Origin of the sequence: Arthrobacter gengyunqii (genome assembly GCF_023022985.1) — a bacterium.
GTDB lineage: Bacteria > Actinomycetota > Actinomycetes > Actinomycetales > Micrococcaceae > Arthrobacter_B > Arthrobacter_B gengyunqii.
On sequence record NZ_CP095461.1, the window covers coordinates 1,735,521 to 1,752,596 of the forward strand.

19 protein-coding genes and 4 pseudogenes are annotated in these 17,076 nt (G+C 65.7%); 11 read left to right on the plus strand and 12 right to left on the minus strand.

All coding sequences use genetic code 11. The features are described 5' to 3' along the window. Positions 1-44 precede the first annotated feature (44 nt). Together MUG94_RS07940 and MUG94_RS17220 are read left to right on the plus strand one after the other, a co-directional pair. Positions 45-293, plus strand: a pseudogene (locus MUG94_RS07940) (copper amine oxidase); the annotation flags it as partial. Between the two features lie 363 nt (positions 294-656). Beyond that, on the plus strand, positions 657-1,805 hold the full coding sequence (locus MUG94_RS17220; protein ID WP_269438492.1) for a baeRF2 domain-containing protein: 1,149 nt from the start codon (positions 657-659) through the stop codon (positions 1,803-1,805). Positions 1,806-1,958: 153 nt separating this feature from the next. Here MUG94_RS17220 and MUG94_RS07950 read toward each other — a convergent pair whose 3' ends face one another. Further along, positions 1,959-2,675, minus strand: a complete 717-nt coding sequence (locus MUG94_RS07950; RefSeq protein WP_227908757.1) for an NADPH-dependent F420 reductase — start codon at positions 2,673-2,675, stop codon at positions 1,959-1,961. 125 nt (positions 2,676-2,800) lie between these two features. Beyond that, positions 2,801-3,511, minus strand: coding sequence for a DUF4386 domain-containing protein (locus MUG94_RS07955; protein WP_227908759.1), 711 nt, complete (start codon positions 3,509-3,511; stop codon positions 2,801-2,803). Positions 3,512-3,611: 100 nt separating this feature from the next. Here MUG94_RS07955 and MUG94_RS07960 point away from each other — a divergent pair, with 100 nt between their 5' ends. Further along, positions 3,612-4,313, plus strand: a complete 702-nt coding sequence (locus tag MUG94_RS07960) for a TetR/AcrR family transcriptional regulator C-terminal domain-containing protein (RefSeq protein WP_227908760.1) — start codon at positions 3,612-3,614, stop codon at positions 4,311-4,313. A 27-nt stretch (positions 4,314-4,340) separates the two neighbouring features. Here MUG94_RS07960 and MUG94_RS07965 read toward each other — a convergent pair. Further along, positions 4,341-4,631, minus strand: a pseudogene (locus MUG94_RS07965) (protein kinase family protein); the annotation flags it as partial. Between the two features lie 4 nt (positions 4,632-4,635). Further along, positions 4,636-4,989 (minus strand): annotated as a pseudogene (locus tag MUG94_RS07970) (DUF3090 family protein); the annotation flags it as partial. A gap of 181 nt (positions 4,990-5,170) precedes the next feature. Here MUG94_RS07970 and MUG94_RS07975 point away from each other — a divergent pair. The 6 genes and pseudogenes from MUG94_RS07975 to MUG94_RS07995 all read left to right on the plus strand — a co-directional run bounded on the left by MUG94_RS07975 (position 5,171) and on the right by MUG94_RS07995 (position 8,651). Next, positions 5,171-6,094, plus strand: coding sequence for an alpha/beta fold hydrolase (locus MUG94_RS07975; protein WP_227908766.1), 924 nt, complete (start codon positions 5,171-5,173; stop codon positions 6,092-6,094). Beyond that, positions 6,081-7,055 (plus strand): CPBP family intramembrane glutamic endopeptidase, encoded by a 975-nt coding sequence (locus MUG94_RS07980; RefSeq protein WP_227908768.1) that lies wholly within the window; start codon positions 6,081-6,083, stop codon positions 7,053-7,055. The genes MUG94_RS07975 and MUG94_RS07980 overlap by 14 nt, the downstream gene beginning before the upstream one ends. A gap of 66 nt (positions 7,056-7,121) precedes the next feature. Continuing rightward, the gene (locus MUG94_RS07985; RefSeq protein WP_227889638.1) at positions 7,122-7,283 is read left to right on the plus strand and encodes a hypothetical protein; all 162 of its coding nucleotides are present in this window, start codon (positions 7,122-7,124) and stop codon (positions 7,281-7,283) included. A 110-nt stretch (positions 7,284-7,393) separates the two neighbouring features. Next, positions 7,394-7,510 (plus strand): annotated as a pseudogene (locus MUG94_RS17380) (carboxymuconolactone decarboxylase family protein); the annotation flags it as partial. Between the two features lie 14 nt (positions 7,511-7,524). Then, the gene (locus MUG94_RS07990) at positions 7,525-7,782 is read left to right on the plus strand and encodes a carboxymuconolactone decarboxylase family protein (protein ID WP_227908770.1); all 258 of its coding nucleotides are present in this window, start codon (positions 7,525-7,527) and stop codon (positions 7,780-7,782) included. Further along, the gene (locus tag MUG94_RS07995) at positions 7,779-8,651 is read left to right on the plus strand and encodes a pirin family protein (protein ID WP_227908771.1); all 873 of its coding nucleotides are present in this window, start codon (positions 7,779-7,781) and stop codon (positions 8,649-8,651) included. Before MUG94_RS07990 ends, MUG94_RS07995 begins: the two co-directional genes overlap by 4 nt. Here MUG94_RS07995 and MUG94_RS08000 read toward each other — a convergent pair. The 7 genes from MUG94_RS08000 to MUG94_RS08030 all read right to left on the minus strand — a co-directional run bounded on the left by MUG94_RS08000 (position 8,640) and on the right by MUG94_RS08030 (position 14,189). Continuing rightward, positions 8,640-9,605 (minus strand): IS481 family transposase, encoded by a 966-nt coding sequence (locus MUG94_RS08000; protein WP_247098827.1) that lies wholly within the window; start codon positions 9,603-9,605, stop codon positions 8,640-8,642. The two genes, MUG94_RS07995 and MUG94_RS08000, sit on opposite strands and share 12 nt — an antisense overlap. Before the next feature lie 104 nt (positions 9,606-9,709). Beyond that, complete coding sequence (locus tag MUG94_RS08005; protein ID WP_227907922.1) at positions 9,710-10,114, minus strand: GNAT family N-acetyltransferase; 405 nt, start codon at positions 10,112-10,114, stop codon at positions 9,710-9,712. Further along, positions 10,111-10,395, minus strand: coding sequence for a pirin-like C-terminal cupin domain-containing protein (locus MUG94_RS08010; protein ID WP_227907921.1), 285 nt, complete (start codon positions 10,393-10,395; stop codon positions 10,111-10,113). The genes MUG94_RS08005 and MUG94_RS08010 overlap by 4 nt, the downstream gene beginning before the upstream one ends. Before the next feature lie 112 nt (positions 10,396-10,507). Then, on the minus strand, positions 10,508-11,587 hold the full coding sequence (locus MUG94_RS08015) for an alkene reductase (protein ID WP_227907920.1): 1,080 nt from the start codon (positions 11,585-11,587) through the stop codon (positions 10,508-10,510). A gap of 131 nt (positions 11,588-11,718) precedes the next feature. Beyond that, positions 11,719-12,468 carry a DUF1648 domain-containing protein gene (locus MUG94_RS08020; protein ID WP_227907919.1) on the minus strand — a complete coding sequence of 250 codons (750 nt, stop codon included), beginning with the start codon at positions 12,466-12,468 and terminating at the stop codon, positions 11,719-11,721. Positions 12,469-13,049: 581 nt separating this feature from the next. Then, positions 13,050-13,832: an NADPH-dependent F420 reductase gene (locus MUG94_RS08025; protein ID WP_247098848.1), complete on the minus strand. Its 783-nt coding sequence runs from the start codon at positions 13,830-13,832 to the stop codon at positions 13,050-13,052. A gap of 135 nt (positions 13,833-13,967) precedes the next feature. Next, entirely contained in the window at positions 13,968-14,189 is a 222-nt protein-coding gene (locus MUG94_RS08030) for a hypothetical protein (RefSeq protein ID WP_227907917.1), read from the minus strand. Between the two features lie 85 nt (positions 14,190-14,274). On the opposite strand from MUG94_RS08030, the gene MUG94_RS08035 reads away from it, so the two are divergent. Together MUG94_RS08035 and MUG94_RS08040 are read left to right on the plus strand one after the other, a co-directional pair. Next, positions 14,275-14,961, plus strand: a complete 687-nt coding sequence (locus MUG94_RS08035; protein ID WP_231704992.1) for an ABC transporter ATP-binding protein — start codon at positions 14,275-14,277, stop codon at positions 14,959-14,961. Between the two features lie 2 nt (positions 14,962-14,963). Then, positions 14,964-16,574, plus strand: coding sequence for a DUF6297 family protein (locus tag MUG94_RS08040; RefSeq protein ID WP_227907916.1), 1,611 nt, complete (start codon positions 14,964-14,966; stop codon positions 16,572-16,574). A 22-nt stretch (positions 16,575-16,596) separates the two neighbouring features. Here MUG94_RS08040 and MUG94_RS08045 read toward each other — a convergent pair whose 3' ends face one another. Continuing rightward, positions 16,597-16,785, minus strand: coding sequence for a YegP family protein (locus MUG94_RS08045; protein WP_227907915.1), 189 nt, complete (start codon positions 16,783-16,785; stop codon positions 16,597-16,599). Between the last annotated feature and the right edge of the window lie 291 nt (positions 16,786-17,076).

Below are 17,076 nucleotides of genomic sequence, written 5' to 3' on the forward strand. Positions count from 1 at the left end.
CAGGGCCTGGGTTCGGCCGATTTCGCGGCGCTGCCGGACACTGCGGCGACTTCGTGAACCAGCACTCCGGCGGCGGTGGTATTCCGGAATGGATTTAGGCGGACCGGGACATCGATGGACAGGACATTTCTGTCTGGCACATCTTCGGGCTGACGCACTTCCCGCGGGTGGAGGACTGGCCGATCATGCCCGTGGATACCACCGGTTTCAAGCCGTGGACCGAGGGGTTCTTTGACCGCTCGCCGGTGCTGGATGTGCCCGCACCGGAATCCGGCGGTCAATGCCACCGGTAAGCCGTGACGACGACGGCGGGGTGCGCGGGGCGTGGGGTGTGCAGCGGGCCCGGCACCCCGCGGGTCCGGGACTTCACACCCGGGCCTGCGTCGGGGCGGCCCTCGTCTCGGCCGTGCTGCCTCCACCGCCGCCGCGGGCACGACCTTCGGGATGTTGGCACTGATTGGCGGGGAACTGCTGGTGGCGCTTCTGGCTGCAACCCTCCTTCGTCGTCGGGCAGTGCCGCCGTGCGGGCCGGTGCCGTCCGCAGCCTGAAGCGGCCGCTCAGGTGCTGTCCTCTTCAACCTGCGAAGGAACCAGTGTTAGCTGGAGACACGGATTGAACCGATGTGCGGGCCGCCCTGGGCGGGAAGGAGATCGACATGACGGAGAAGCTCCACAAATTTGCGGATCTATATCGGAAATCCGGTCCCTGGTGCGTTGCCTATGTCGACGCCGGAGCCGGGGGCGTCGAAGGCATGGAAGCCGCAGAAGCCCGTCCCGGAAACGTCCGGAACGCCGCGGCCGCGCAAGGCGCTCCGCCCGCGGACCTGGCAGTCCTCGAAACCGCAGTGGACCCGGCCCGCGGCGTGCCCGGACCCGTGTCCCGGTTTGTCCTGGTCCGGGACGGCAACGTGGAGCTGAACGAGCTTTTGCCGGGGCCGCTGGTCACCCCGAAACAAATCCATGTGGGACCGGTGCCCGATCTGCTGCCGCTGTTCAAGCACCGCCCGGACGAGTTCCCATACCTTGTTGCCGATGTGTCCCGGGAGGGCGGGGAAATCCGGCTGGAGTACGTTGGCCGTCCCGGCGTCAGCGTGGAGGACGTTGCGGGCTCCACCGAGGACATCCACAAACTGTCCGCCGGCACGTGGGGGCAGGACAAGATGCAGCGCCGGACCGAAGAAGTCTGGCGCCGGAATGCGGACGAGGTGGCCGCGCAGATTGACCGCATAGTGGACGCCAGCGGGGTGCGGCTGATCGTGCTGGCCGGAGATGTCCGCGCCCGCGGCCTGGTCCAGGATCAACTGGCAGAGGCCCATAAGCCGCTGGTCAGCATGCTCGACTCCCACACCCGCACGGCGGGACCGCACCAGGACAGTTTCGAGGACCGGGTCCGGGAACTGATTGCGCTTCGATGGGCGGCCGAGCAGGACCAGATCATGGACCGCCTCGCCCTGCAGCAGGGGCAGGCCAATCCCGAATCGGCCGCGGGCATCGGCGCAGTGGTGCACGCACTCCAACAGGCTCAGGTGGACGTGCTGATCCTGAACGACAAGGCGCTCGCGGACCGGACGCTGCTGGCCCTCGGCGCCGAGCCATGGGTGGCAACGGCCGAGGAACAGGCCCTGGGGGCCGAAGTGCTGGGCAAGGTCCCGGCGTCGGCTGCGCTGCTGCGTGCGGCGTCCCTGACGGACGCGAGCCTGCTGCTTGTGCCTAACGGTGTGCTTCCGGGCGGCGGCGACGTCGCGGCTCTGCTGCGCTGGCAGACCGGCCCCAACGCTCCCGGAGGCAATGCATCCCTGCCGTAGGCGCTTCCTTCACCTCGTCTTCGGTGCGTACTACATCGGCAGGCTCCTGTTCCGCGGCAGCCAGTCGGGGTCATCTGCGTCCATCAGCCCCGAGACAGCATGATCGGGCGGAAAGTCTCGCCGGAATGCGTTCCGCCGGGCACCGGTACCGGCTTAGAAGACGCGCTCGGCCACGTTCACCCGGGAGGCGGACTTCAGCGCGGACTCGACCTTCGTCTTGGGCGTTGTGCCCGGAACCGAGGTCATCAGCTGGTCGTCGGGCGTTCCGGCATCCGCGAGGTAGAGGCGGGTGTAGCCCGAGGAGTCCGGCTCAAACCGCCAGCTGTCGGCAAGGGTGCCGGCGTCGACCACATCGTAGCCCAGCGCGTCGATGAGCGCCTCCGCCTCAGCCTTTGCGGCCGGATTGTCGGACGCAACGGGGAGTGCGGAGCGGTCTGCGGACCCGGAAGGGCGGGCCAGCAGCGGAATGTGGTGGGCCAGGATGTTATTGAAGGCCTTGACGTACTGCGCTCCGGGAAGCTGGCTCTGTACCAGTTCGCTCGTGGTCACCGTGCTGTCATCAAGCTCAGCAATGCGCCCGTCCCGGGACGGGTAGTAATTGCTGGTGTCCAGGACGATCTTGCCGTCCAGCAACCCGTCGGGAAGGCCGGAGACCGCGCTCAGCGGAATGGAAAGCACGACGGCGTCGCCGAGTTTCGCTGCGTCCTCCGCCGTTCCGGCCTGGGCCAGCGGGCCCAGTTCGGCGACCAGGTCCGTCAGCGTTTCGGGTCCCCGCGAGTTGGCAATGACAACGTTCATGCCCGCCGCAACCGCGAGCCGTGCGACCGCGGATCCGATGTTTCCGCTTCCGATAATTCCCAATGTTGCCACGATAAATCCCTTCGATGATGTTCGGCCTGACCGGCAGGGGTGAACTCCGCCAGTCCCTCAAGGAGACAACTGCGGCCGAGGTGGAGGAATTCCCCCCCCGGCGGCTCCATCCCGAAGGGGCTCACCTACGCGCCGGCGTCAACGTTTCCCGTCGGGCTGAAGGCACGGACCGGGCGCGGCCGTCGGAAGCCGACCGCCGTCAGGTAAATACCCAGCGACGCTTCCCAGATAATCTCCGGAAGGGTGGCCAGCGCAGAGGGAACCGAGGACTGTTCATAGGCACCGAAAAGCACGGCAAGGCCGGACAGCGACATGAGTGGACCGCCGATCAGGCCGAATAAAGCCATCGGCCGCGGCACCAGATGCGAGCGGTACATCAGGAACCCGAGCAGCAGCCCGTTTCCGATGCCCACCACGAACCCCGGTCCGAGCAGGAAGGTCCAGCCGTGCAGCGCCACCAGCGCCCGCGCTACGGGCAGGTACTCATCGGCGTCGGCGCCGGTGGTCTGCCGCAGCGTCACCACGGTGAGCACGCTGAGGATTCCGACGGCAATCAGGGCGCACTCCATGATCCGGGCCGCAACATAGCCGACTGCAGCGGTCTCGCTGTGCCGGCGGAGGACGGGAAACAGTACGACGGCGGTGCCGATGTTCGCGATGATCAGCACCAGTTCGCAGACGGCGCCGAGCAGGACCCGCGTATCGGCACCGGAACCGGTGACGTAGTCCGGGTCCGCGAGCAGCGGCGCATACAGCGCGGCCCCGGCAATGGCCGAGACGAAGGTGAGGAGAAAGAGGGACCCGGCGGTCCGGGCCGTGCGGTGAGAGGTCTGCATGACGCTCCTGTCAGCAAAGGTGTACCACGTACACCTGATGCGATGAACATAGGTGTATGTCGTACACTCTGTCAAGCATCGATTCTCGGAAGGCGGCTCTGTGGGACAGGTACCGAAGGCACGGCAGGAGGAACCGTCCGCCCGCCGCCAGCGCCTGAACCGGAGCGCCGTGCTGCGCGCCGGCGTCGTCCTGGCCGACCAGGTGGGGATCGACGGTTTCACCATGCGCACGTTGGCGGAGAAACTCGGTGTGGTGCCGATGGCGCTGTACAAGCATGTGGCGAACAAGCAGGAACTGCTCGAGGGCATGGTGGACCTGGTCTGGGCGGAGGTCACGGAGCCGGAGGGCGGGTACGGCTGGAAGCAGGCCATGCGGGACCGTGCTGTCTCCCTCCGGGCCGCACTGTTCAGGCACCGCTGGGCGGTGGGGCGGATGGAGGCGGCCGGCCGGCCGGGGCCGGAGAACCTGCGCCAACACAACGCGCTGCTGGGCTGCCTAAGGGAGAACGGATTCTCCTTCCGGACCACCGTCCACGTCACCAGCCTGCTGGACGCCTACGTGTACGGCTTCGCGCTGCAGCAGGAGACCCTGTCCTTCGAGACCCCGGAGGAGTCGGCCGAGGCCGCCGCTGCCACCCGCGATGCTGAGTCGGCGGAGGCTGCTGCCCGGTATCCGTACCTGCTCGAAGTGGTGGAGGAGCTGGCTAAGGAGGGCTACGACTACGACACCGAGTTCGCCGTCGGGCTGGACGTTCTGCTGGATGGCATCGAGGTTCTGCGGGGTTCCTGGCGCGACGGCTAGGTGCGGCCAGACGGCGAGCTCGGGCACGGGGTCCGTCTCCTGCCACTGCCACAGCTGCACCATGCCCTCTCCGAACGGACCATCCCGCAGCCAGGTGCGCGGCACGATGTTCCAGCCCAGGGTCTCCGACACCAGGTAGGCGGCTACCTCCCGGTGCGCCAGGAACCCGTCGGGAAAGTCCCACAGCGGCTTCTCGCCGGCTATCGGTTTGTAGACGACGGCCGCGCCGCCGATGCTGCCCAGAAAGGTGGCGTTCGACGCCGTCGTAATACAGCCGGTGAGCGTCAGCTCGGCGGCCACCAGATCGGGCGCCGGCATCAGGCTCGGGGAATGTGCAGGTGTGCCCGTCGACGTCGATCGGCTGGCCACAGATCACGCAGGTCGGACGCCCGGCGCCTACAACCTCCCGGATGCGCTTCGCGAAGGCCCGGGCGGTGCCCACCGGCATCCGCACGCGCAGCACCTCGGCCGGGTCGGTATCGTCGTCGTCCTCCTCGAGGAAGCCGTCGTCGTCCTCAGCAACCTCCTCAAGGGGGTGGGCCTCGATCACGATTTGCGCCGTCGTCGGATCCCAGCCCAGGCTCATCACGCCGGCGCGGAACTGTTCCTCAACCGCGTCGAGATCGTCATTGTCCACGAGCTCCAGGGGAGTGCTCGCGGGGACGGAGAAGGGGTCTAGGTAATGCCTGGTGGCCGATTCTAGGTGCTCGCCACCGACGCGAGAGCGCCGACGCCGGTGGGAGTCTGGCAACGTCGCCGTGAACGGGTATCCGATCCCGGCACAGCCGCGGCCCTGGGGCGGAGCTCCACAGGCTGGGGCGTTCATGTCATTGGGCACACTACCGAGAGGGAAGACCATGGCGTTTATCAGCGTCGGATCAGAGAACAGCACGCCAATCGAGTTGTATTACGAGGACCAGGGTGCGGGGCAGCCTGTCGTCCTGATTCACGGGTATCCGTTGAACGGACACAGCTGGGAGCATCAGACACGGGAGCTCCTGGCCAGCGGGTACCGGGTCATCACCTACGACCGGCGCGGCTTCGGCCAGTCATCGAAGGTCAGTGTCGGCTATGACTACGACACCTTTGCCGCCGACCTGAGCATCCTGCTGGAGGCCCTGGATCTGCAGGACGTCGTCCTGGTGGGCTTCTCGATGGGGACCGGCGAGCTCGCTCGCTATGTCGCCAAGTATGGCCACGAGCGGGTGGCCAAGCTTGCATTCCTCGCCTCGCTGGAGCCCTTCCTTGTTGCGCGTGAAGACAACCCCGAGGGCGTGCCGCAGGCGGTGTTCGATGGAATTGAAGCTGCGGCTAGGAGCGACCGGTACGCCTGGTACACGCAGTTCTTCTCGGACTTCTACAACCTCAACGAGAACCTCGGTACCCGGGTCAGCCAGGAAGCGGTGAGCGGCAGCTGGAACACCGCAATCTCCAGCGCCCCGGTGGCGGCCTACGCCGTCGTCTCTTCGTGGATCGAGGATTTTCGGCGTGATGTCGAAGCAGTGCGCCGGAGCGGGAAGCCGGTGTTGATCCTGCACGGCACTGCCGACCGTATCCTGCCCATCGACAACACGGCCCGCCGGTTCTCCCGGTCACTGCCCGCTGCTCACTACGTCGAGGTGGAGGGCGCCCCTCACGGGTTGCTCTGGACGCATGCCGACGACGTCAATGACGCCCTGCGCACCTTCCTAGGTTCGCCCGGGGACGGCTCCGCCACCGCTGAACCGGGCCATCCCACCACACACAAGACGAAAGTAGAGGTCAGTCATGGGTCCCGATGAGAAAGTCATCAACCAGGTATCCGCTCTGCGCGATACCGTTCACGACACCAGCCGCGCCGGGGGAGACATCCCGGCTGGCACCCCGTACCACCGGGTGCTCGACCGGAAAACCAAAGGACGCGGAATACCGCGTGGCATTCTTGCCATCGTGCTTCTTTTTGGAGGATTGCTGGGATTTGGTGCCGTCGCCGCGCAGATCAGCGGACAGATTGATCTCCTGCTTGGCCGAGACAGCATTGTCACTGGCGGCACGGAATTCACGACCGTTACGCTGGCTGCTACCTTCGCCTCGAGTGCGCTACTCATTCCGTGGAGCATGCTCATCCAGCGCTGGCTCTACGGTGTCAAGGGGCGCACGATGCATTCCGTTACCGGAGTGTTCCGAGCGGCAGTGCTGGGTCGGGCAGTACTCGTTCTTGTGCCCGTCTGGGCCGTTTATATGACCGTCCTGACTATTCTTCAGCCTGCCGTAATGACCGACTGGGCCGTAGGCGACCTCCTCTTCATGTTCGTGGTCACGGTCTTGATCGTGCCGCTGCAGACCGCGGGCGAAGAGTATGGGTTCAGGGGGCTGATCTTTCGCGTGGCTGCTAGCTGGGGGAGAAGCCCTCGCTCAGCCCTGGCCTTGGGGGTGGTCGTCTCTTCGGTGCTGTTCGCGACGATCCACCTGTCCACCGACATTTGGCTCAATCTTCAGTTCCTGGCCGTGGGCATCACCTTCGCGCTGATCACTTGGCGTACGGGTGGTCTTGAGACGTCAGTCGTGCTGCACGCGGCCAATAATTCTCTTGGCCTGATGTTGGCACTTGCGCTTCACGCCGACCTCAATGCGACGACAGATCGCTCTTCCGGGGTGGGTTCCATGGCTTTCCTTATCCCCGTGGTCCTGTTGGCGGTAATCACCGGGGTGATCTGGTACCGCACGCGGCATACCGGCCCTGCGCTCACCCCGGCACTTTGATGCAGCGTTAGTTCCCCGCGCCAGAGCGACAGGCGCAGGGCAGCAATCCTGATAAGGAGCAGTGTTATGACTGACCGTATGAAAGCAGTTGTGCTCGCCCGCTTCGGTGGAGCCGGTGGTCTCGAACTGCGCTCCATCCCCGTGCCGACGATGGAGCGCCGCCGGGTGCGCTGCCACCCAAACGAACCCACGTGGCTCCTGGCTTCGCCGGGTGAACAACGCAGCTGAGGAGCTCACGATGCACGTTTTTCCGTTCTTGGACAAGTCCTCGCCTGAGGCTTGGGGCCCAGCTTGGGGCGGTCAGGGAGGTCGTCGCGACGACCGCACGGGAGAACGAGGTGCCCCTGGGCGTTGTGGAGCAGATGAATCTCAGGATTTCCCAGCTCAACGGCTGTGCGTTCTGCGTCCACGTCCACCACCGGCGGGCTCTCCGGGCCGGTGTGCCCGCGGAGCAGCTTGCACAGCTCCGGTGTGGAGGGACACGCCCCGGTTTGATGCTGTGGAGCGGGCGGCCCTGCTCGTCGGGGAGACGATCACGCTTCTGCCCGAGCCATCGATCAGGGATCGCGATCTCCTCGCTGCACTTGCCGTGCTGAGTGAAGGCGCCTTCGCGGCAATCGAGTGGTCAGCGATCCTCATCAACACCTACAACCGTCCCTCCATCGCCTCCCATCACCCCGTGCCCGGGGCGAAGCGCCCCCTCAGCCACCAACAGGAGCAGCCATGACCCACGACGCTCTGAACTCCCTGGGACACCGCACCGTCCCCGGCCCTCCCCCCGATCTCGGAGAGCGCCTCACCCCGCGGAACGTGCCGTTGGGCGGGCCGCGGGCCATGACCGTGCGCCGCACCCTGCCGCAGCGGACCCGGTCCCTCATCGGTCCGTGGTGTTTCGTCGACCACTTCGGTCCCGACGACGTCTCCGCCAACGGCGGCATGGCCGTGCCCCGCCACCCCCACACCGGTCTTGCGACCGTGACCCTTCTGTTCTCCGGGCAGGTCCTGCACCGCGACTCGACCGGGTTCACCAACACTGTGCGCCCTGGGGAGGTGAATCTCATGATCGCGGGCCGGGGCATCTCCCACTCCGAGTTCTCCACCCCGGACACCACCCGCCTGCACGGGATCCAGCTCTGGTATGCCCTGCCGGACGACCTCCGCCACGGGCCACCGGAAGCCCAGCATCATGTCCCCACGCCGGAGATCAGGCCCGGGGGTACCGTGCGCACATATGTCGGGCGCATCGCAGGCGCCTGCTCACCGATCGACACCCGGACGCCGGCTCACGCCGCCGAAGCCCTCATCAACCCCGGTGAAAGCCTCGACCTGCCGCTGGACCCGAACTGCGAGCACGGACTTCTTCTCGATACCGATTCGGTCTCCCTCACGGCGTGGGAAGCAGACGGTGTCGAGGCCTCTGCGCGAACCGCACTGTCGCCCGGCGCGCTCCTCGCCGGAATATTGCGCTTCTTTATCCTTACTCCAGGCACGCGCGTACAGGCCAAGGGCCGCCTGCTCCCTGAAGCTGAAGCCCAGCCCGTTGAGTGCCATCTGGCTTGCCCCCCCTCTAGGTGTACCCGGCCATTAGGTTGGTAGCAGGCGGCTGATGGGTGGTTTGCCTCCGAGTGCGCTGTGGCGTCGTTCATTGTTGTAGTGCTCGAGCCATGGCGCAAGTGCCGCTGCCCGCTCGTCGTTGCTGGTGAAGATCCGTCGGTAGGCCCATTCGGTGGCCAGGGTGCGGTTCAGGCGCTCCACCTTGCCGTTCTGCCAGGGGCAGTGCGGTTTGATGAACTTCTGCGTGATGCCGTAGGCGGCGCAGAGATCACGCAGCGAGTAGCGGTAGGCCCAGGCGTTGTCGGTCATCAAGCGCTCGATCCGTGTGATGCCGTGTGAAGCGAAGTAGGTGATGGCCCGTTCCAGGAACCCCGCGCAGGTGTTTCCTTTCTCGTCGGGCAGGATCTCGCTGTAGGCCAGCCGGGAGTGATCATCGATCACGGAGTGGACGTAGTCGTAGCCGACTTTGATCTGCTTGCGCGCGTTCGTGGAACCCATCTGCCGCCCGTGGGCCTTCCAGCCGCCGCCGTCGGGGATCTTGCCGAGCTTTTTGACGTCCATGTGCACCAGCTCGCCGGGCCGTTCGCGCTCGTACCGCACCGCAGTGGCCTTCGATGAGCGGATCACCTCTCCGGTGATCGGGTCGCAGTCACGCAGGAAGGCCGTGCCATGGCGGCGAAGGATCCGGGATACCGTTCGCGCCGGGACGCCCAGCATCGGTCCGAGCACGTCGGGCCCGGCGCGATGCTCAGCGCGCGCGGAGAGGACCTTCTGCTCAGTGTCGGTGCTGGTGCGCGTTGGCATCGTGTGCGGCCGGGAGGATCGTGTGGCCAGCCCTGCTTCGCCTTCAGCGTCGTAGCGGTCGATCCAGGTCTTCACGCACTTGCGTGAGACACCCATAGCGGCCGCGATATGGGCCTGTTTCCAGCCAGACTGGTGGCGATGGACGATCAGCAGCCGGCCATAAACGGTCAAACGGGCATTACTGTGGGACACGAGAACCTCCGGGTTGGAGTGGGCCTTTGACAAGCCACATCCCATCCGGAGGTTCTCCTTCGTTCAACCAGACACGCCGTTACCAACGTCCTGGCCGGGTACATCTAGGGGCGGTATGTACTTGATCGATCAGCCGACCCTTGCGCGGCCCGTCGCACTGCCGCGAGATGGGCTGGGCGGACCCTGTCGACGGCGTCGTCGACGTCCCGATGCGTCGTGAGCCATCTCGCAACGTAGGGGCAGACCGCCACCAGGCGATACCCCTCCTGGACGCTGGTTCTCAGGGCAGTGCGGGTGAGGACGCTGGCCAGGCCCCGCCCGTCGAACTGCTCGTCGATCACGGTGTGGTAGAAGATGCGCTGCCGCGATGGACCCTCGTCATGGTGGGTATACATCGAGAACCCCGCGGAGACGCCCCCTACCAGAATGTCGAAACGGCTCTCTTCAGAGTTGTTGCGCACCTCGACGGGCTGGGTCTGAGTCGTGCTGCGTTCACTTTCGGTTGTCATTGCTGTCCTCTCGCTCGTGTACGGGGTCTGATCTGGGCATTGGGTAGTTCAGGTGCGGGCAGCGCACCCGAGGGCTCGGAGGGGTATGGGCCGAAGCGCACCGGTCCCGGTGCAGGACCCGGCTCGGCGCCGATTTCGCGCTGCCATTGGGTGCGGTAGGCGACGATCTCGGCGTGGCTGCGGGCCACGAAGTTCCACCACAGGACGATGTCCTCGTCGAAGGGTGGGCCACCCACGATCACGACGCGGACGCCTGGTCCGGGCCTGGCGTGCAAGCGCACGCCAGGCAGCCCGGCGGGGAGATAGTGCAGCGCTCGTCGCAACCGTCAAAGCGGTAGGCGACGGCAGGCCTCCCGCGTCACGCGGAAGGCCTGCCGTCATCGTTCGCCTGGGCTAGGAAACCGGAGCCAGCACCGGGTAGTCCGTGTAGCCGGCGGCGCCGTCGGTGTAGACGGTGGCCTGGTCCAGCTCGTTCAGCGGCAGGTCTTCCTGCCAGCGGCGGGCCAGGTCCGGGTTGGCCATGACCGGGCGGCCGACGACGGCGGCATCGGCCAGGTCCTCTTCGAGCAGCATGATCGCGTCATTGCGTGTGGTGACGGTGCCGAAGCCGGTGTTCATCAGCACCGGTCCGGCGAAGCGGCGGCGCAGGCCCTGGATCATCTCGTCGGCCGGGTCCTTGTGCAGGATGGACAGGTAGGCTGGCTTGAGGTCGGCGATGCCGTCCACGAGGGCGGTGTAAGTGGCGGTCACATCGGCGCGGTCGGTTTCCAGCACGCCCTGGATGTTGTGTTCCGGGGAGATGCGGATGGCGGTGTGCTCGGCGCCGATGGCCTCGGCCACCGCGCGGAAGGCTTCGATGACCATGCGTGCACGGTTCTGCGGCGATCCGCCGTAGGAGTCGGTGCGTGTATTGGAGACGGGGGAGAGGAATTCCTGCAGCAGGTACCCGTTGGCACCGTGCAGCTCCACGCCGTCGAATCCTGCCAACATGGCGTTGCGGGCGGCGGAGACGAAGTCGGCAACGACGCCGGGGAGTTCGGCTTCGGTGAGGGCGTGGGGGACGGGGTAGGGCTGCTTGCCGTCGTAGGTGTGGGCCATGCCTTCGAGGGCGATGGCGCTGGGGGCTTGGGGCTGGTGTCCGCCGTTGATGTTCTCGTGCGCGACGCGCCCGGAGTGCATCAGCTGGGCGACAATCCGGCCGCCGGCGGCGTGGACGGAGTCGGTGACGCGCTTCCAGCCGGCGACGTGCTCCTCGGTGACCAGGCCGGGCATGAGGGGGTTGCCCTGGCCGGGGAAGGAGGGGTAGATGCCGTCAGTAATGATCAGGCCCAGGGAGGCGCGCTGGCGGTAGTGCTCGACCATAATGTCGGTGGGCACGCCGTTGCGGTCGGCGCGCACGCGGGACATCGGTGCCATGACGAGGCGGTTGGGCAGTTCCATGGTGCCGACGGTCAGCGGGGTAAACAGTTTCACTGGGAAGGGGTTCTTTCTGTCGCTCGCATCAGGGCCGGAAAATGCCCTGAGCTGTAGTTCGTATCTCCAGCGACAACGGAGGGCGGGTCCGGCGGTATTCCGCGAAGCGAGCGAAGTCACACCGGAACCATCTACACCACTGCGAAAACTCCGAACACCAGCGGCACGCCCACAAAAAGTCCCAGGAAAACGACGACGGCGGCCCGCCCCTTGGCGTTTCCTACGTTCACCGTCATCCCGGTGCCCGAACCGGATCTTTTGGGCACCAGAATGTGGGGATCATCAGGGTTGTTGTAAAGGCCGCCCACTGTCCACTGCTTGTCCTCTTCCTGCTCTTGCGCCGTCGGCATGACCCCGCTCTTCAACGCCGACCGGCGCGCCCAGCGGGACGACAAGGTGTATGCAACGAAGACGACGGCGAGAATCAGGGCAAGCAGGATCAGTACCGGACCCATGGGAAGCGCGTCCGGGTTTCTCCAACCGGCCACCGACAGTAAGCCAACCAAGGCTGCTGTCAGGGCGGATACTCCGCCCATGGTCGCAACGGTGCCGCGGATCATCCCCTCCCGCCGCCACAGCTCCCAGGCGGTGGCATCTTGGCTCGGGGGAACCATCAGCGGGACGGCGGCGGCGATCAGGACCAGAAAGACGCTTGTGCCGGCTCCGATGAGGAGAGGCGCGAACACTGATCCGAAGGACTTGTCAGCCCAGGCGTCCGGCGTCCCGCCCGCTCCCCAGTGGGTTGGGATGGTCTCCGGCAGCGACTCATAAATCATGGCACCGTATGCGAAGCACGGGATGAGAATTAGGGCAGCCGCGGCATGGATCAACCAGACGCCGGCGCGGTTGCGGGGAATTTTGACATCGGTTTCGGCTTCCACAGTTTCACCCTAATCGAAATCACGAACAGAGGCCGAAATTTCCGGTACTGGTCTGAGCATAGAATGATTAGCTGTAGTGGGCATATCTTGCGTGCAATATTTAGCCTTTGGGGCGTGTAACCCGGACAGGTAGATCAGAATGTTGAATGGCGCCATTATGGCTGCGGCCCTCATGTTTGTTTCTGCACTTGTCTGGTGGATGCGGAAGCATCCCAACCGCGCTAAGGAACATCCGGAACGGTTGCGGATGCCCAAGCTGACTGCGATCTTCGGTTGGATATGCGCGACGTTCGGGCTGCTGACGGGCCTCTGGGCTTATTCCTACCCCCAAAGCCCTCTCGACGCCCGGATCGCGTCTGTGGGGATGTTTGTGGGCGGATTGATCTTCGTCGTCATGTATCGCAACTTCTATGTGGCTGCCGGCAAATATGAAGTGGCCTTTAGGAGTTTGCTGCTGGGCAGGGAACATGTTCTTCCCTACAGTGACATAGCTGATTACCGCCTGCAGACGGCGAAAGGACACTCGTATCTGACAATTAAGTCCGTCCACGGAGTGAAACTCAGGCTGAATCCGAGCTCTTTCAATGTGAGTCCGTTGATGAAAGCCATTGACTATCATCGCGCGACAGGCCAATGGCCCGTCCGTGCCGAATCACCACGGTCCTGAATGTGTTGTCGGACGGGATTTCCGCGCTGGTGACCTCTACCGTCATGCCTGCCAGTTCCTTCAGCTGTGCGGCGGTCAACCGGGCACCAAACGCGGATCCGCCCGGCTGCAGAAAGCGGGCAGCAGCCAAAGATCCAACCGGAACCGGGTCGTAGCCGATCCGGTCCACGACCGCCGAGACGAGCGCGACGGCGTCCGGCCGGTTCCCCGCCACCGCCAGGCCCAGCCGCTCCGGATGCCCGGCGGGACGGCGGTCCGGCTCCAGGCTGGAGTACCCGGTGTGGTTGAAGGTTTTGACGACGGCGGCGCCAGGGAACATCTCCTGCACCACCACTGATGAACTCAAACCCCCTGCCTCGAACGCAGGAATCTCCCCGTCCACCGGCGGCCAGTAGTTCATCGCATCCACCACCACCTTGCCTTCCAGCAGGGCCGGATCCACCAGGCGCAGCCGGTGCAACGGCAGCGCGAGGATCACCAGGCCAGCCTCGGCCACGGCGTCCCTGGTCCACTTTGGCTCCGCGCCAGGGGTAATGATGCCTGCCATCAGTGCCAGGGTCTGCGGATCACCGGAGGCGGAGAGCGAAACCCGGTACCCGGCGTCGAGCAGGGAACGGGCGACGGCGGTGCCCGCTTTTCCTGCGCCCACCACCGCAATGTGCAGGTGCTCAGAGGCGGCTGCAGGGGTTTGATCCAAGGAAGTGTCCGGGGTGTCTGCCGGTGAAGAGGTCATGCCTGCGGCAACACGCGCTCCGCCGCCGTCATTCCCGAAACGGTCCGGGTCAGCTGCGGAAGGAGCCGTCAGTCGGCAAGACGCTCCGGGCGCTGCCGGCTAGCGGTCACCCACCGGCTCCTTCCAACCGCCGCGGTGTGTCATCGACGGAGGCACCGGCTCCGGCGCCCGCCACACGACGATCAGCAGCGTTGCAATGGGCCCAAGCAGCAGCGAAACGAGGAACCAGATCCACCGGGAGCGGTTCTTCTGTTCGGCGAGACCGGCGTTGATCAGGGCCACCGTGAACCAGAACGTTCCTGAGCTTACGTAAGTTTCCATCGTGCCACCCAACCACAACCGGCGGAGTTCTGCATGGATGTTGCGCGGCCCCTGGCCGCGTTGTCCCGTCCGCTAGATTGGTCGCATGACTTCAGTGGGGGCTGTGCTCGAGATATCCGAATTATCCGTGGGGTACGGCGGTGCGCCGGTGTGCGGCCCGATCACGGCCCGGGCGGAGGCCGGCGAAATCCTGGGTGTGGTGGGATTCAACGGGGCCGGCAAATCCACCGCGGCGCGCACTATCGCCGGAAAGCAGCCGATGCTCGACGGCGAGGTGCGGGTGCACGGCCTGCCGGTCAATGAAGACGCACTTCCGTTCCGCCGCCAGGTCGCATCACTGTTCGATGAGGATGCCTTCTTTCCCTCCCTCTCGCTGCGCGAGCACCTCCAGCTGGTTGCCCGCGGACACTCCGTTCCGGACCCGGATAAAGCGGTGAACGCCGAACTGGACTTCTTTGCCCTGCAGGAGCGCGCCGACGCCGTTCCCGCCTCCGTCTCTTCCGGGCAGCGGCGCCGCCTGTTGCTGGCCTCCGCCCTGATCCGTCCTTCTTCGCTGCTGATCCTGGACGAACCCGAGCAGCGCCTTGACCCGGTCATGCGCGAACGATTGGGGGAGCGGATCACAGCCTACGCCGACGGCGGGGGCACGGTTTTGCTGGTCACTCACGACCCGGCGCTGCTCCTGGCCACTGCCGACCGGTGCCTGCTGATTGACGACGACGTCCGCGAGATTGCGCCCGACCGCGCCGCTTCCGAAATCGCGGGACGCTAACGATGACGTCCGGAGCCGCCATCAGAACGGCACCGACAGTTTTCGATCCTGTTCGCTTCACGCGGCAGGCATCCCGCGCTTACACCAGGGGCCGTAGCCGGATCCGGGACGTCTTCGTTGATGTCTACACAGCTCTCCTGACTGCGGGAACGATCGGAGCACTCGCGGCGGGACTGGTCCTGGCGCTGCGCGAGCAGGTAGCCCTGGCCTGGTCCGCGGACTCGGCGGGGCGCACACTGGTGGACCCGCCGTCGTTCTCCCTGCCCGACGGCGCGGCACCGACCGTGCTGCTGTTCGCCGCGTTGGCGGCGGTCATGGTGGTGGCCCGAAAACTGGGTCCCGCCGCGGTCAGCGGACCCGAAGGGTACTGGTGGCTGAGCCTGCCATTGGACCGACGGCGCATGGTGTCCGGACGGCTGATCCGCCGCCTGGTCCTGGTCTGGGCAGGAGCGTCTGTACTGTATCTGCCGTTCGGCTTCGTCACGGATCTTGCAGCCAGCGTGCGGGGACAATTCGGAGCAGCCGCGGTGTTTGGCCTGGCTGCTGTCTGCGCGGTGCTGCTCGCGCTCCTGCGGCAGGTAGGGGCAGGACCTGCCGCACCTGGGGGACCGGCAACTGCTAAACAGACGATGCCGGTCAGGACCGCGCCCGGGCTGGCCCGGCGAATGGTCTCGGGCCCGCTGCCCGGTCTGATGCTGCTGGCGGTGCTGAGCTTTGTTCCGCGGCAGGCCGCAGCAGGCCTGTGGGGACCTGCGCTCCTTACTTTGGCTGCCGCCGTCGCGCTGTGGATGGTCGGCCGGCCCCGGTTGGGGGACATTCCGGGCCGGGATCTCATCCGCGGCGGCGCGGTGTCAGGGCATGCCGGGTCAGCGGTGTATCTCATGGACCCGAACGAGGTGGCGCGTGCGCTGTCCGCCGATCCCGGCGTCGTCGTTTCCTCACGCGCCGGCCGCTGGTATGCGAAGGGCGGCCGGACGCCGTTTGGGGCGCTGCTGCGGGCCGATACCGCCGCCTTCCTGCGGACACCGGGTTTGTGGGTCCGCCCGGTGCTGCTGCTTTTGCTGTGTATGACTCTGCTGCTGACCGGTGGGAGGCAACCGGTTCCGGTGCAGCTGGCTCTGATCGCCGCCACGGTGTTTGCGGTGGTTCCGGCGCTGGGTGCGCTGGCGCGGCGGACCGCGATCATGCCGGGACTGGATTTGCTGCTGCCGCTGTCGCTGAGCGTGGTGCGGCTGAGCCGGACGGCTTTGCCCGCAGCTGCCCTTGCACTGTGGTCCGCGCTGTTTTGCGCCGTGCTGGTGCTGCTGGGTGCCGGCAGCCCGGAGTTGATTGCCCTGGGTGCGCTGGCAGGTGTGGGGTTTGGTGCGTCGGCCGTACGGGGAGCGTACCGGGTCCAGCCGGACTGGACGGCTCCGCCAGTGGACACCGTGTTCGGTCCGGTGCCTACGGCTCAGACCGGAGCCATGATCCGGGGTTTGGACACCACGCTGCTGGCGCTGGTTCCGCTGCTGCTGGGCCTGTTCCTGGGTTATGCCCCCGGCGTGCTCCTGCTGGCACAGGCAGGGTTCTCCGCGGTGTGCGTTCTTATGGTGATGTACTCAAATCCGAAGTAGGCCCGAAAAGGGTCCAGGGCCTCTACGTCGCGACGGTTGTCAGGTCCGTAACTTCAGCTGTGGCGTTGTTCCGGACGGATTCCACGCCCTTCAGCGCCGATGCCTTGGACTTATAGCTTTCCGACGAAGCGATGACTTCGCCGTTTCCTGCCTTCAGGCGGAACCTGTACCCGCCGGCCTTGTCCTGATAGACCTCGAATTTTCCTGCCATGGCTGCCTCATTTGAATTCGGTTCCGGTGCTGCGTTTTTATGGCCATGCAGGGTGAACGATCCCTGCATGGCGAGGGGGCAGACGCCGGATCCATTTGGTTTCCGGCGCCGCGGCACCCGTCACACCGGCGGGTGAGGACCGCCGATCAAGGGACCTGTGAAGATGAGAACACGGCACTTTTAGCCTATGCCTGTTGTCGGGATTCGGCGGGGGAGAACACAAACCTTTCCTGAATGGACCCGTCTGTACGGGCCAACCTGTCGGGAGGGTATTCACGCCGCTAGAGTGGG

Excerpts from the sequence above, each read along its gene's own strand:
- MUG94_RS17220 (WP_269438492.1), top strand. The coding sequence starts at position 657 with ATGACGGAGAAGCTCCACAAATTTGCGGATCTATATCGGAAATCCGGT.
- MUG94_RS07955 (WP_227908759.1), bottom strand. The coding sequence starts at position 3,511 with ATGCAGACCTCTCACCGCACGGCCCGGACCGCCGGGTCCCTCTTTCTC.
- MUG94_RS07975 (WP_227908766.1), top strand. The coding sequence starts at position 5,171 with ATGGCGTTTATCAGCGTCGGATCAGAGAACAGCACGCCAATCGAGTTG.
- MUG94_RS07980 (WP_227908768.1), top strand. The coding sequence starts at position 6,081 with ATGGGTCCCGATGAGAAAGTCATCAACCAGGTATCCGCTCTGCGCGAT.
- MUG94_RS07985 (WP_227889638.1), top strand. The coding sequence starts at position 7,122 with ATGACTGACCGTATGAAAGCAGTTGTGCTCGCCCGCTTCGGTGGAGCC.
- MUG94_RS07995 (WP_227908771.1), top strand. The coding sequence starts at position 7,779 with ATGACCCACGACGCTCTGAACTCCCTGGGACACCGCACCGTCCCCGGC.
- MUG94_RS08005 (WP_227907922.1), bottom strand. The coding sequence starts at position 10,114 with ATGACAACCGAAAGTGAACGCAGCACGACTCAGACCCAGCCCGTCGAG.
- MUG94_RS08030 (WP_227907917.1), bottom strand. The coding sequence starts at position 14,189 with ATGGAAACTTACGTAAGCTCAGGAACGTTCTGGTTCACGGTGGCCCTG.
- MUG94_RS08035 (WP_231704992.1), top strand. The coding sequence starts at position 14,275 with ATGACTTCAGTGGGGGCTGTGCTCGAGATATCCGAATTATCCGTGGGG.
- MUG94_RS08040 (WP_227907916.1), top strand. The coding sequence starts at position 14,964 with ATGACGTCCGGAGCCGCCATCAGAACGGCACCGACAGTTTTCGATCCT.
- MUG94_RS08045 (WP_227907915.1), bottom strand. The coding sequence starts at position 16,785 with ATGGCAGGAAAATTCGAGGTCTATCAGGACAAGGCCGGCGGGTACAGG.